The organism is Desulfomicrobium norvegicum (genome assembly GCF_900114595.1).
GTDB classification, from domain to species: domain Bacteria; phylum Desulfobacterota; class Desulfovibrionia; order Desulfovibrionales; family Desulfomicrobiaceae; genus Desulfomicrobium; species Desulfomicrobium macestii.
The window spans coordinates 61,597-75,158 of the sequence record NZ_FOTO01000001.1 but is presented as its reverse complement, the minus strand read 5'-3'; the positions used below and the strand labels follow the sequence as shown (position 1 = coordinate 75,158).

General features: G+C 62.1%; 13 protein-coding genes. 8 read left to right on the top strand and 5 right to left on the bottom strand.

From position 1 onward, the window contains the following. Positions 1–18: 18 nt before the first annotated feature. Genes BMZ24_RS00325 through BMZ24_RS00315 form a run of 3 tightly spaced genes read left to right on the top strand, consistent with a single transcriptional unit; the run spans position 19 to position 2,070 of the window. Complete coding sequence (locus tag BMZ24_RS00325; RefSeq protein ID WP_092188126.1) at positions 19–687, top strand: metallophosphoesterase family protein; 669 nt, start codon at positions 19–21, stop codon at positions 685–687. After that, entirely contained in the window at positions 684–1,457 is a 774-nt protein-coding gene (locus BMZ24_RS00320) for an exodeoxyribonuclease III (RefSeq protein WP_092188124.1), read from the top strand. The genes BMZ24_RS00325 and BMZ24_RS00320 overlap by 4 nt, the downstream gene beginning before the upstream one ends. Before the next feature lie 37 nt (positions 1,458–1,494). Beyond that, on the top strand, positions 1,495–2,070 hold the full coding sequence (locus BMZ24_RS00315) for a TetR/AcrR family transcriptional regulator (protein ID WP_092188122.1): 576 nt from the start codon (positions 1,495–1,497) through the stop codon (positions 2,068–2,070). A 67-nt stretch (positions 2,071–2,137) separates the two neighbouring features. Here BMZ24_RS00315 and BMZ24_RS00310 read toward each other — a convergent pair whose 3' ends face one another. Further along, a complete protein-coding gene (locus BMZ24_RS00310) occupies positions 2,138–3,106 on the bottom strand; it encodes a hypothetical protein (protein WP_143077799.1) in 969 nt (322 codons plus the stop codon). 177 nt (positions 3,107–3,283) lie between these two features. Further along, positions 3,284–3,634, bottom strand: a complete 351-nt coding sequence (locus tag BMZ24_RS00305; protein ID WP_092188118.1) for a DsrE family protein — start codon at positions 3,632–3,634, stop codon at positions 3,284–3,286. 159 nt (positions 3,635–3,793) lie between these two features. On the opposite strand from BMZ24_RS00305, the gene BMZ24_RS00300 reads away from it, so the two are divergent. Both BMZ24_RS00300 and BMZ24_RS00295 read left to right on the top strand, forming a co-directional pair. Next, a complete protein-coding gene (locus tag BMZ24_RS00300) occupies positions 3,794–5,218 on the top strand; it encodes an RtcB family protein (RefSeq protein ID WP_092188115.1) in 1,425 nt (474 codons plus the stop codon). Between the two features lie 10 nt (positions 5,219–5,228). Beyond that, positions 5,229–6,326, top strand: a complete 1,098-nt coding sequence (locus tag BMZ24_RS00295; RefSeq protein WP_092188113.1) for an aspartate kinase — start codon at positions 5,229–5,231, stop codon at positions 6,324–6,326. A gap of 60 nt (positions 6,327–6,386) precedes the next feature. On the opposite strand, the gene BMZ24_RS00290 is transcribed toward BMZ24_RS00295, so the two are convergent. Next, on the bottom strand, positions 6,387–7,253 hold the full coding sequence (locus BMZ24_RS00290; RefSeq protein ID WP_092188111.1) for a universal stress protein: 867 nt from the start codon (positions 7,251–7,253) through the stop codon (positions 6,387–6,389). A 77-nt stretch (positions 7,254–7,330) separates the two neighbouring features. Continuing rightward, positions 7,331–9,451: a transglutaminase domain-containing protein gene (locus BMZ24_RS00285; protein WP_092188109.1), complete on the bottom strand. Its 2,121-nt coding sequence runs from the start codon at positions 9,449–9,451 to the stop codon at positions 7,331–7,333. Positions 9,452–9,686: 235 nt separating this feature from the next. On the opposite strand from BMZ24_RS00285, the gene murJ reads away from it, so the two are divergent. The 3 genes from murJ (at position 9,687) to BMZ24_RS00270 (ending at position 13,324) form a co-directional block, all read left to right on the top strand. Beyond that, the gene (murJ, locus tag BMZ24_RS00280; RefSeq protein WP_092188107.1) at positions 9,687–11,222 is read left to right on the top strand and encodes a murein biosynthesis integral membrane protein MurJ; all 1,536 of its coding nucleotides are present in this window, start codon (positions 9,687–9,689) and stop codon (positions 11,220–11,222) included. A gap of 76 nt (positions 11,223–11,298) precedes the next feature. Then, positions 11,299–12,522: an LL-diaminopimelate aminotransferase gene (locus BMZ24_RS00275; protein ID WP_092188105.1), complete on the top strand. Its 1,224-nt coding sequence runs from the start codon at positions 11,299–11,301 to the stop codon at positions 12,520–12,522. A gap of 1 nt (position 12,523) precedes the next feature. Further along, positions 12,524–13,324 (top strand): tRNA1(Val) (adenine(37)-N6)-methyltransferase, encoded by an 801-nt coding sequence (locus BMZ24_RS00270; RefSeq protein ID WP_092188103.1) that lies wholly within the window; start codon positions 12,524–12,526, stop codon positions 13,322–13,324. Positions 13,325–13,343: 19 nt separating this feature from the next. On the opposite strand, the gene BMZ24_RS19620 is transcribed toward BMZ24_RS00270, so the two are convergent. After that, positions 13,344–13,484 (bottom strand): hypothetical protein, encoded by a 141-nt coding sequence (locus tag BMZ24_RS19620; RefSeq protein WP_153304597.1) that lies wholly within the window; start codon positions 13,482–13,484, stop codon positions 13,344–13,346. Between the last annotated feature and the right edge of the window lie 78 nt (positions 13,485–13,562).

Sequence of the window (13,562 nt, the reverse complement as noted above, 5' to 3'; positions counted from 1 at the left end):
AGAGGGGATGACAGGCAAATGGCAAACCGCTTTTGGATAGTTTTTGGGGACATTCACGAACGCATCGGGGCCGTGGAGCGGATTGACGATCTCGGCCGCGCCGACGGAGTTTTTCTGTCCGGGGATCTGACCAATCTGGGCACGCGCGATGGCGCCGGGCACATCGTGTCCGCCGTGGCCGCGATCAATCCGCGCATCCATGCCCAGATCGGGAACATGGACACGCCGGCCGTGGATCGGGTGCTCACCGAACAGGGCATCAACGTTCACGGCCAGGTCGTGGACCTGGGCGGCGGGATCTGTCTGGCCGCCGTGGGCTATTCCACTCCCACGCCCTTCGGCACTCCTTCCGAGGTTGACGAAAGCCAGATCTGCCAGTGGATCCACGACGTGCTGGAGCGTGCCGGAGCCTTCGAGCACGTCATTCTCATGGTACACACCCCGCCGCGCGCGGAAGTGGTCGACAAGCTGCCTTCGGGAGCCCATGTCGGCAGTCCGGGGGTGCGTGCGCTGATCGAGAAGTACCAGCCTGCCATCGTCGTCACCGGCCATATCCACGAAGGGGCCGGCGAGGAGATGATCGCCCGGTCACACGTGCTGAATCCCGGAGCCTTTGCCCAGGGCGGGTATGTGCGCATCGACGAGACTCCGTCGGGCCTTGTGGCGGTCTTGCGGAGCGTGGCATGATCCTGCGCATGTATTCCTGGAACGTGAACGGATTCCGGGCCGTCCTTGGCAAGGGCTTCCGCGACTGGCTCGACCGGGCCGCACCCGACGTGCTCGGTCTGCAGGAGGTCAAGGCCGAGGAGGACCAGGTCGGCGGGGATCGTCTCTTTGACGGCTATCACTGCTACTGGAACGCCGCGCGCAGCAAGAAGGGCTATTCCGGCACGGCCTGCTACAGCCGCCCTGAGCCCCTGGCCGTGCACCGGGGCCTGCCCGATGCGCGTTTTCAGGGCGAGGGCCGGGTCATCCGCCTTGAGTTCGAGAAATTTCATTTTTTCAACATCTATTTTCCCAACGGCCAGATGAGCCAGGATCGCCTCGATTTCAAGATGGGATTCTACGACGCTTTTCTGGAGCACGCCCAGGAGCTAAGGCGGGAGAAGCCTATCGTGGTCTGCGGGGATTTCAACACCGCCCACCGCGAGATCGATCTGAAGAATCCCAAGGCCAACGAGAAGACGTCCGGTTTTTTGCCCATCGAGCGGGCCTGGCTGGACCGTTTCGTGGCCCACGGTTATGTGGACACGTTTCGCCACTGTCACGGAGACGTGGAGGATGCCTACTCGTGGTGGACGTACCGCTTCGGGGCCAGATCGAGAAACGTGGGGTGGCGCATCGATTATTTTTTCGTCTCCGAGGAACTTCGCGGCGCGGTCAGGGATGCTTGGATCGACGCCGATGTGCCCGGGTCCGACCATTGCCCTGTAGGGCTGGCGCTTGAATTGCCGTAATAATGATGGGGAGCTCTTATGAGAAGGATGGACGCTGGTGAGTAAGCGCGACGAGATCCTGGCGGCGGCCCAGTCCCTTTTTGCCGAATACGGCTACGCCGGAACGACCATGCGCATGATCGCCGAGCATGCGGGAGTGGCGTTCGGACTTGTGTCCCATTATTTCGGCAACAAGGAGAAGCTGTTCCTGGTGGCCGGTCACGAGATGATCGATGCCATGCTGCTGGGTATCAGGCGGGACACGGAGACGGCAGAATGCGGGCTCCAGGCTGTCGATATTTTCGTGAATTCCTACCTCTCCTATACCCTGGCCAACCGGGCGACTTTTCCCACCCTGATCCGTTGCTCGCCTTTCAGCGACGATAATCCGCATCTGGATCGCCATAAGATCGGCGCGAAATTCGAGGAATTGATCAGGGAGATCGAGATGAATCTGGAGCGCGGCATCGCCGACGGAACCATCGCCCAGGTTCCGGTCAAGGACTGCGCGCTCATGATCTACGCGGCCATGGTCGGGGCGGTTCGCACGGTTTTTCTGAGCCCCTTCGGAGATCCGGGACTTTTCGAGGAGACCCGCAGGTTCATTCTGCGATCGCTGCGCCGGAGTGATTAAATGGAGGTGTAAGCCCTTTTCGGCTCGATGGTGGCGGATCGGGCGTGTCGCCAGGTCTTTGCCAAGTTCAGGCGTTTTTCAATGATCCGCCGAAAAATTCCCGCACCGAACTGAAATTGCAGATGATTGCGTCCCACATGCGCAGAGCGTCTTCTCTGGCCTCGATTCGGCAGGACATTTTGATCTGTATGTGCGGTTTTTGCGGGTCCCCGCCTGCGCCTTCATACTCCCAGCAGGCCGTTAGCCTGGGGACATCGGGACAGTCCTTGTCCTTGGGTTGTAGGATGTAAATCTCCTCCAAACCTTTCAATCCGGCCAGGACGTTTTCTCGTGAGCGCAGAATCTTCAGTTCGATCCGGTACTTGCTGGTCACCGGTTTGACGGCTTCAGTGATGCGGGGCGGGTCACAGGGATGAGCGAAAAGATGGGCGTCAAAGCGCAGGCGAATCCTGTGCAATGATTCGGACGGCGGACGTTCCAGGCTCATGCCGGCTTGTTCGCTCCATGTTTTCAAGCCTTCGACTCTCCCTGCGGAGAAAAAAAAGCCGGTTGGCGAAACAATCTCGTTGCCGTGATGATACTTTCTGAAAAGGTTCAGGATCGGCCCGTTTACGGTGAGGCATGGTCCGCACGTGTCGAAGGGCCGGTTTTCTGTCAGACACAGGATCACTTCCGGCATGCCTATATAGACTTCAAGGTTGTGATCGGCCCTGCTGCCGTTGCAACAGCGCAACATGGACGGAAATCCGAAGAGGTCGCTGACATCCGTTTCGTCCCATCTCTCACGGACAGACAGCCCCTTGATTTCGTTTGCCATGCCTGCTTTCGTCCCGAGCGATTCCTTGAGCGCGTCCAGGTTGCGCTTATTTAGTCCGGGTTTCCAGGGAATCTCCTCGACGGCTATGCCGTTGACTTTAAACCAAGTCGCGGAAAGCTCCATGCTTTCGTGTACGGGTAATACGAACCGTCCCACTGGGCGCAAGATCACGGGGCAAGACGGGAGTTTCGCATCGGGGGCGACAGTGTCGGTAACCATGAAATGGAACCCTCCCAAAAAAAGATTGGCAAGCAGGATCTGCAAAGATGTCACTGCAAAACCGGACAATGTGAATTTTGTCCCGATTTTAAGGTAAAATCAATCTTTGTAATGGTAGGATTTTCTGTATTCTGCCGTTAGCGACGCACTTTCGGCATACCGAAAAGGTACTTCCGCCTAGAAATTGAAGACTTTCGCTTCCGCGGCCAAGTCGATCAGGTGTGGTCCCCCGTCCAGAGCCATGTTGGCGTAGAACCGCGCTTCGTCCACGCCCCTGTTTCTCGCGCACGGCGTGCAGATTCCGATTTCGATTTCCTCTTCGACAAGATAGGGCAGATAGTCTCCCGGACAGTCGCCGGTCAGGGTCTTCTGGCCCGTGTCCCTGGACATGTCCGCCCAGAGCACTCCTCCGTCGATGAAGAACAGGTTGACGTGGTGCCCTTTGGAGTGGGCGATGCGTGCGAACTGGAAACAGCGGGTCGCCGCCTCGTTGTCGTCCTTGCCGAGAATAAACAGGAATTTGGCCATTTCATCCTCCCGTGTTACGAATGCGCTTCACTAGAATGCTTCATTCGTAAAATCAATGCATTCTGAGAAGGACCTCTTGGAAAATATACGCGAATACGTGCGTTGTTCTGTATCTTGGCCGCGCTCGGTCAATATTCCAGCTTTCCCTCTCTTGGAGAAATGTCAAAAAACGGATACGTGAATTTCATGTCCATGAACAGCCACAATACGGAAAAAAAGCTGCCGTTTCGTCCGGTAGCCCTCGGCATTCCTGAGCGTCTTATGCCCGTGGTCCTCGATTGCGCGCGGCAACTGGAAGGGGAGGGGGTACGCGGCAAGGCCCTGCGCCGTCTTTTCGTCCGCCTGGCGCAGGATCCGAAGTCGTTCGCGGACCATCCGGTCCTGGGCGGCCTGGCCGGGATGCTTGGCGGCGAGTCGTCGCCGGGCGCGGCCTTTTCCGTGACGGAGGTTCCCTGGCGGGCCTGGGGCGAGGATCTCGACCCCAAGGCGGTGCAGCAGCTTCGTGACGGATGCGGCTTGCCGGTGGCCGTGAGCGGGGCGCTCATGCCCGACGCCCATGTCGGTTACGGCCTGCCCATTGGCGGCGTGCTGGCCGTGACGGAAGCGGTCATCCCCTACGGCGTCGGCATGGACATCGCCTGCCGGATGAAGATGAGCGTTTTTGCGGTTTCCCCGGATCTGGTCGATACGAACGGCGACGAGCTGGCGCGGGCCATCGAGCAGGAAACCTGCTTCGGGGTCGGCGGTCAGTTCAAGGTCCGCAAGGATCATGCGGTCATGCACGAGGACTGGGGCTTTTCCCCCGTGCCGCGGCGGATGCACGACACGGCCTGGGCCCAGCTCGGGACCAGCGGCTCGGGCAATCATTTCGTCGAATGGGGCGTACTGGATGTGCCCAGGGCCATGCCGGGCCTGCCCGAGGGCACGTATCTGGCACTCATGTCCCACAGCGGCAGTCGCGGCACCGGCGGGGAAGTGGCCAAGTACTACAGCGCGCTGGCCAGACGCCTGCATCCGGAGTTGCCGCGCGCCCTTGGGCATCTGGCCTGGCTGGGGCTGGATACGGACGAAGGGCGGGAATACTGGGCCGCCATGGAGCTCATGGGCCGTTACAGCGCGGCCAACCATGCTCTCATCCATGCCGCCGTGGCCGGGCGTCTTGGTCTGACGCCGCTTTTCGGCATCGAGAATCATCACAATTTCGCCTGGCGGGAGATTCACGACGGGCGTGAGGTCATCGTGCACCGCAAGGGCGCGACTCCGGCCGGGCGGGATGTTTTCGGAATCATTCCCGGAACCATGGTCGATCCGGCCTTTGTGGTCGAGGGGCTGGGCAACCCGATGTCCCTGTGCTCGGCGGCCCACGGTGCGGGCCGGGTCATGAGCCGCAAGGAGGCCCTTGCGCGCTTTCGCAGGTCCGATCTGGAGCATGTCCTCAAGGAGCGGAGTGTGCGGCTCCTGTCGGGCGGCCTCGACGAAGTGCCCATGGCCTACAAGGACATACGGGAAGTCATGGCCGCGCAGGCCGATCTGGTGCGTATTCGCGGAACTTTTTTACCGCGCATCGTGAAAATGGCGAAATAAGGAGAAAAGCATGGCCCTTGTCGTTCAGAAATACGGAGGCAGCAGCGTGGCCACCCCGGACAAGATCCGGGATCTGGCGCGGCGCATCGTGGCCAGGCACGAGAGCGGCGACAAGGTGGTCGTTGTGGTATCGGCCATGGGCAAGAGCACCGACGCGCTGGTCGGTCAGGCCCGGGAGCTGGCCCAAAACCCCGACCCGCGCGAAATGGACATGCTCGTCTCGGCCGGGGAACGCATCTCCATCGCCATGATGAGCATTGCCATAAACGGCATCAGGCCTGGCCTTGCAGTGTCTTTCACCGGTTCGCAGATCGGGCTGATCACCGACTGCAATCACGGGGACGCCAGGGTTCTGGAGATAAAGGGCGATCGTCTGCGCGAGGCTCTGGATCAGGGCCGCGTGGTTGTCGTGGCCGGATTTCAGGGCGTGTCCACGGCCAGGGAGATCACCACCCTTGGCCGGGGCGGCTCGGACACCACGGCCGTGGCGGTGGCGGCGGCCCTTTCGGCCGACGTGTGCGAGATATATTCGGATGTGGACGGGGTCTACACTTCGGACCCGCGTCTTGCGCCCTCGGCCCGTCGTCTGGACACCGTGGACTACGAGACCATGCTTGAGATGTCCGCCGCCGGGGCCAAGGTCCTGAAGGACGACGCCGTGGAGTATGCCCGTCGTCTGGGGGTGCGCATCGCCGCCGGGTCCAGCAGTTCCGGGCTCATCGGCACCATCGTTTCCAACGGGAACCTGAACCGCGATACCCTGCAGGCCATGGTCTATCATGATCGTCTGCGCTGGATCGCCTGTGAAGCGGGCGTGCCCCTGCCTCCGGACTGCCGGTTGTGTCAGTCCGTGGAGGGGCTGCGTGTCGTCATCGTGGACGAAAAACATGCCGGAGCCCTGGAAGGGGTCCCGTGCGTGAGCCTGTCACTCATCGGTTCGCGGGTGGCGGCGCAGCGCGACCGTGTCAGCGCGGTGCTAGCGCGTCTGGAAGAGTCCGGGAACCGCGTGCTGGCCATCAGCAGCACGGCCACTAAGTATGAGATTTTTCTGGAAGACGCGGTGCCGCAGCCCGTGGTGGCCGCGATCCACGACATGCTTTTCGCGTAGAGCGCGGCGATGGGCGGTGAAACCCCCGTGTCTGGAGACGGCGCGGGGGTTTTCTGGTTCCTAGTGGCAGATCCACAAGGTCGTGGATTCGAGTTGTTTGAGCAGGTTCATGCTGACCGAACCCAGAAGGTGCAGGGTTCTGCTTTCTCCCCGACCCGTGCGCCCCGTGGCCAGGACTCCGTATCCGCCTTCCCGGGCCACGCTCAGGATGGTGTCCGTGATGCTGGTGCATTTTACAATCTTCTGATGAATGCGGCGTCCGGCAACGCCGTTTTCTTCGAGCATGCGCCGGGCCTGGGCCAAGGCGTCCTCCGGGACTGCCGGGGATGAGCCGCAGGCCACGTGCAGCAAGGTGATCTCGTGTTCGGGGGCGTTGGCGAGCATGAAGCCGACATGGTCGGCGCAGCGCAGGCTGGCGGGAGAGCCGTCGGTGCAGAGCAGCACGCTTGGAGCGGGTTTTTCGTCACTGCGACAGATCCACAGGGGGATTTCCATGGGCGTAGTGAATATCTGTTTGCTCACGCTTTCGTCGATAAGCTCTTCCAGGCGGGACAAGCCCCTGCGGCCCAGTGCGATGGCGTCATAGATGCCGGCGATGCCTTCCTGAATGATGTCCTTGGCCGTGCCGAGCTGTTTGAAGGTGATTTTCTTGTGGATGTTGGCCCGGGGGAAATGCTTGTTCACAAGCAGTTCTTCGGCCCTGTCGAGGGCAGTCTGGGCCAGGCTTTTGGTCTGGGTTTCCCTGCGGCTCAGGTTCCCGTAATCCTGGATTATCTCCGCCTCGGTCAGCCCTGCCTTGGGATTCGGGGCGACGTAGAGGAGGGTCAACTGCGGGTATTCGGCGGTGGCAAAGAAGCCGGCAACGAATCGTACGGCCTGCAAGGAGCTGAAGTCATCACTTACGGTCAACAGAATATGTCTGTCCATGTGGCTATCCTCGTGCGGTGGGTTTCAATATGTTGTGATGTAGAGCAAAGCACGGGGGCTTGCAATCGCGGGAGACTTTATTCGCTTAATTCCTGTGACGCTGCCTCGATTTGAACGACCGTCGTCTCCTTGTCCGTGACGCTGAAAGGAGTCAGCCGGACCGTAACGCCGCTGTCCTCGCGCCTGGGTTCAAGCAGGATGTAGTCTCCGGGTTGCATGGCGCAGGTCAGGCCGTCCCGGGTTTTTTCCCAGGGCAGGTCATCGAGGGTGCGCAGGAAGCCTTCATCGATTCCGGCTACGCCGAAATCCTGCAAGGGGCGCAAGTCCTTGCCTCCCGTGACGTGCAGCGCGCCACGGGCCGGCACGGCGGCTTGCATCTCCCAGAATTGCCAATTCACGCCGTCAAAATACTCCACGCCCTTGAAATCAACAGCGCAGCGGGCTGGAACGCCCATGGTGCGCAAGGCTGCCGCGGCCAGCACCGCCTTGTCCGAAGTCGAGGAACAAAAACCGCCTGCAAGGGTTTGACCTGGGGTCAGGGGCGGGCCAAACAGGGTTGCCGGCAGGATGGGCAGGCCGTCGATGCGGGACCGGATGGCCTGCATCTTTTTTTCGAGGGGCAGGCCAATGTACTTTTCGAGCCACGGAAGCAACTGGGCGCGCCATGGTGACCATGGTTCAAGATGAAGCCTGGGGGAGAGCACGAAGCGGGTGAAGATCTCATCGTCATAGGAGAGACTGGCCTTGGCCGAAGCCTCCCTGGCAAAGGTCGCAAGCTCGATGTCGCGGGGCAGGCTGCCGGGTTCGGCTTGCAGCAGGTCCTTGTCGTCGAGGCCGGTCAGCACGGGCACGAGCCAGGGCGTGGATGGACCGGCGGGCTGATCCAGAAGGCGCAGCCAGTGCGGGGTGCTTTCTCCCGCCAGGGCCAGACGTTCGCGCAGCGGCGCTGGCAGGTCGCGCAGAAATGGCTCCCAGCGCTGCTCGCGCTCCTTGCGCAGGCGTTTGAGCCTTGTGCTTGTCGAGATATTGAAAGCGCTTTCAGCGGGGCCGGGATGGGAAAAGCGGATGGATTCGGGGAGTGCGCGGGGAGCGTCGGCCTGGAGCCGAACCCGCGTTTCGTCCATGTCCCGGGTGTCGAGCAGGGTCCAGGCGAGACCGCCGTCGGCGACGCAGGAAACGAAGAAGATCCCGGGGCCGAGGACGACCCTGGCCATGCCGTCGTCGTTGGTGACGGCCTTGGTCACGGGTCTGAGGCCGCCCAGGGAATAGACGCAGAAGAACACGTCGCGGCCCGCATCGGGCTGGTCGTCGGCCAGGCGCACGCTGACCTGGACCGGGGTGCCCCGCGTGTAGGCGGAGGTATTGTCGACGAGGGCGAAGCCGGTACCCATGCGGTACACCGCCGGGTCCTGGGGCTGGCCAAAGACATACGCCACGACCTTGGCCATGCGCGGCGCCTCGGCCGCGAACCAGGTCTGGTTCAGGGTGGAAAACTCAGTCCCGCTTTCCAGGAATTTCCAGCCGTCCCTGGTCCAGGCTTCGACCCAGGCATGGTTGCCGTCGGTGTGCTGCCACCACGGAACCATGGCCTGGCGCACCGGCAGGCCCACGGCGCGGGCCGCTGCCAGAAAGAGGATGTTCGTTTCCTCGCAGCGCCCATATCCTGCGTCGAGGATGGACATCACTCCCAGGTCGCGGCGGGAGGTGGGGCGGTATTGGGCCTTTTGCGCGCACCATTTGCCAACGCGCGCAAGCGCTTCCTCCATGCTCCCGGCCGTGGCGCACAGCGGGGCCAGTTCGGCGAAGAGCATGGCCCGGTGGGGCTGGAAGGGCTCCTGGCTGGTGCGGTGCGGCAGGACATAGTGCAGGAAGGTGTCCCAGGGCACTGTCTTGCCCCAGGGCATGGCGTCTCGCGCCAGGAATGCATAGTCCAGGTTTTCGCTCAGCGCGCGGGCATCCATGGACAGCCTGTCGGCCGGGGGCAGGTTGTCCAGCAGAAAGCGCGCGGCCAGGGATTTTTCCGGATCTTCAAGGTACATGTTCTCGAAGGCTTTCAGTTCGTCCGCGTTGGGGTTGGCGGCGTCCGGGATGGAGAACGAGGTCGAGAGGCCCGGTGCCGGTTGGCGTCCGGCGCAGCCTCCGAGAATGACGAGCAGAACGAGGAGCTTGACGAGGGTGGGGAGCTGTAAGGTGTTCATGGAGGACAATGTAGCGGTGGAACCAAGACGCTGTCCAGAACGGGCTTGCGGTCTTGGACCTGTATTTTTGTACGGACGGCGATGCTTCGAGGAGGGAGAAACGGCCTCCGGGAAGGTTCCCGAAGGTCACGATTTTTTCCGGGCAAATCCTGGTGGACTCGTCTGGTCTCGGCAGATAAACAAAGGCGTTTCAAGAGGTTTGATCCCCATTTCTCTAGCATTCTGGAAGCTGCCCTTGTCCACCAACCGAACCATCGCCAAGAACGCATCCATCGTTTCCGGCGCCACCATGCTGAGCCGGGTGCTCGGGCTCGTGCGTGATCTGATCATGGCCTACGCCCTGGGCGCGTCCGTGCTGGCCGACGCGTTTTTCGTGGCCTTTCGTGTCCCCAACCTGCTCCGCAGTCTCTTTGCCGAAGGCTCCCTAACCATGGCCTTCGTGCCTACCTTCGTCAAAATCCGGCAGAGCGAGGGCGACGGGGCGGCCTTCGTGCTGGCCAGATCCATCCAGTTCTGGCTGCTGATCATCCTCGGCCTGCTGACTGTTTTCGTACTGCTCTTCCCCAAGGCCGTGACCCTGCTCATAGCCTCGGGTTTCGCGGCCAAGCGGCCGGAGCTTTTCGAGCTGACCGCGAGTCTGGTCCAGATCTGCTTTCCCTACATCCTGTTCATTTCCGGAGTGGCCCTGTGCATGGGCATCCTGAACAGCATGGGGCATTTTCTCATCCCGGCCCTGGCTCCGTGCATTCTCAACATCGTGCTCATAGCCGCAAGCCTGCTGGCCATAAAGGTCGGCGGGAACGTGGCCGTGTATCTGGCCTGGGGTGTGCTTGTGGCCGGAATCGGACAATGGCTCCTGCAGCAGCCCATCCTGCGCTCCAAGGGTTTTTCCTGGATCGGGCCGGTGGAGCCTACGGGACCGGGGGTGCGGCGCATCGGCACGCTCATGCTGCCCACCATCCTGGGTTCCGCCGTGTACCAGATCAACATCCTGATCAGCACGGGCATGGCCTCCTTTCTGCCCGAGGGATCCGTGTCGTACCTCTATTACGCCGACCGGCTCTTCCAGTTTCCCCTGGGCGTTTTCGGCGTGGCCGTGGGCGTGGCCACCCTGCCTTCGCTGTCCATTCTGGCCGCGCCCGAGAAACGCACGGAGTTCCGGGAAACACTGGCCACCTCCCTGGGCCTGACCCTGTTCGTGAACCTGCCCGCCGCCGCGGGCCTGGCCGGATTGTCGCTGCCCCTGGTGGACCTGCTCTTCGGACGCGGGGAGTTTTCTTCGGCGGCGGTGCACGGCACGGCCATGGCCCTGCTTGGCTACGTGGTCGGCCTGCCCGCCTTTTCGAGCGTGCGCTCCCTGGCCTCGGCCTACTATGCCCTGGGCGACACCAAAACCCCGGTGCGCGTGGCCCTGGGAAGCCTGTGCGTTTTCGTGGTTGCCGGCTACACGGGCATGCAGGTGCTCGGGCACGTGGGCCTGGCCCTGGCCTCGTCCCTGTCGGCCTGGATCAACGTGGTGCTCCTTGGTTTCCTGCTGCGGCGGCATTGCGGAGCCTGGTTCCGGGTGAATCGCGACATGGTCGTCTCGTTCGCCCTGAGTCTGGCCATGCTCGGCGGATGCTGGATGAGCACCCGGCTCGGCCCGATCTGCCTGCTCTTCATCCCCGTCTGGGCGGCCCTGTACATGGGGGCGGCCCTGCTTCTGAACGTAAGCCAGGCGCGGCTTTTCGCCAACGTGCTGGGCAGGCGGTCCTGGCGCAAAAGAGCCTGACTTGAACTGCGCGCGCTTTGACGTTAGGCTTGTCGTTTCCATTCACCACAGAAAAACCGACCAATGAGGACCACATATGATCCGCATCAATGAAAATTATCTCAAGCTCAAGGCTTCCTACCTTTTTGCCGACATCTCCCGGCGCGTGACCGCTTTCCAGCAGGCCAACCCCGACAAGAAGATCATCCGCCTCGGCATCGGCGACGTGACCGAGCCACTGCCCGAAGCGGTCGTGGCGGCCTTTCACAAGGGCGTGGACGAGATGGCCGACGCCGGAACGTTTCGCGGCTATGGCCCGGAGCAGGGCTATGATTTTCTGCGCGACCTGATCGCAAAAGAGGATTTCCAGTCGCGCGGGGCGGACATCTCCGGCGACGAGATCTTTGTCAGCGATGGGGCCAAGTGCGATACCGGCAACATCCAGGAGCTTTTTGCCGGAGACATCCGCATCGCCATCCCCGATCCGGTCTATCCGGTCTACGTCGACACCAACGTCATGGCCGGGCGCACCGGGCAGAACGTGGACGGCCGCTACGAAGGGCTCGTCTATCTTGATGGCACCCGGGAAAACGGCTTCATTCCCGAACTGCCCGGGGAGCCCGTGGACCTCATCTACCTGTGCTACCCCAACAACCCCACCGGCGCGACCATCACCAGGCCCCAGCTCAAGGCCTGGGTGGATTACGCCCGCGAGAACAAGGCGCTCATCCTTTTTGACGCCGCCTACGAGGCCTTCGTCCGCGATCCCGAGCTGCCCAGATCCATCTATGAGATCGAAGGCGCGCGCGAGGTGGCCATCGAGTTCCGCTCCCTGTCCAAGACCGCCGGGTTCACGGGCACGCGTCTGGCCTTCACCGTGGTGCCGAAGACCTGCATGGCCTACGACAGCCAGGGGGGCGCGCACAGCCTGCATGCCATGTGGAACCGCCGCCACACCACCAAGTTCAACGGCGTGTCCTATCCGGTGCAAAGAGCCGCCGCGGCCGTATATTCGCCCGAGGGCAAGGCGCAGTCCAGGGCGCTGGTGGATCACTACTTGAACAACGCGGCCATCATCCGCAAGGAAATGACCGCGCTTGGCTACGACTGCGTCGGCGGCGAGAATTCGCCCTATGTCTGGATCGACGGCAAGATGGGCTCATGGGATTTTTTCGACATGCTCTTAAGCAAGGCCGCCGTGGTCTGCACTCCGGGTGCCGGCTTCGGATCCTGCGGCGAAGGCTACATCCGCATCTCCGCCTTCAACAGTCTGGCCAACGTCCAGGAGGCCATGGAGCGGCTGCGCGCCGTCCTGAAATAGCATGACCACGACGGCCGAGGAACAGGCCCGGCGGAATTTTCCGCGCGGGCTCTCCCAGCCGGAGACGGGTTTTCGTTTTTCCATGGACGCGCTGCTCCTGGCCGCCTTTGCCGGGCGGGAGCAGGTGCGTGGCCGGGTTCTGGACCTGGGGACCGGATGCGGGGTGGTGGGGCTTGGATTGGCCCTTGACCACCCCGATTTTTTTGGGGTCGGCCTGGATCTGAACCCGGACATGCTGCGCCATGCGCGCGAAAATGTCCGCCGCCTGGGTTTTGACGAACGCTTCGCCCTGCTTCGGGCCGACGTGCGCGGGCCGTGGGGCCTTGCGCCTGAAAGCATGGATCTGGTGCTCTCGAATCCGCCGTACCGCGATCCCGGCCGAGGCCGGACTTGCCCGGACGAGAGCAAGACGCTGGCGCGCTTCGAGCACCGGGCCGGGCTTTCGGATTTTGTGCGGGCCGCCGGGTATCTGGTGCGCAACCGCAAGAGTTGCGCCTTCATCCATCTGGCCGAAAGAATTGACGAATTGCTGGACCTGCTGCGCGCTTCCCGGCTTCAGCCTAAGGAACTGCTCTTTGTGCATCAGCGCCATGACAGCACGGCCCGGCTGGTGCTTGTGCGCGCCTTCAAGAACGGCGGGGCGGGCCTTGCGGTGCATCCTCCCCTGATTCTGCATGAGGGCCGGGGCAGCCAGACGCGCCTGACCGCCTCGGCGCTGTCATTCTGCCCACGCCTGGCCTGCAACGCGGACCCCGGAAACAGGAATTCCCGCACAAATGGCGGGAATTCGAAAAAGCCTTGAACCGGACGTAACCCGGAACTTATTTGCTCATGCGGCCGATGATGAAGGAAATGAGGGCCGTGGCGAACAGCAGGCCGAGGACGTAATCCGTGTCCAGGGCTGCCTGCAGGGTGGTGGTGATTTCGACGAAGGTGTCCTTGATGGGATAATGCTCTTCCATGGATGCTCCTGCCTGGATGCTCCTGCCGACATGAACGGGGCCCGTGAACGTGTCCACGGGCCCCGGGGTGATGGCAAG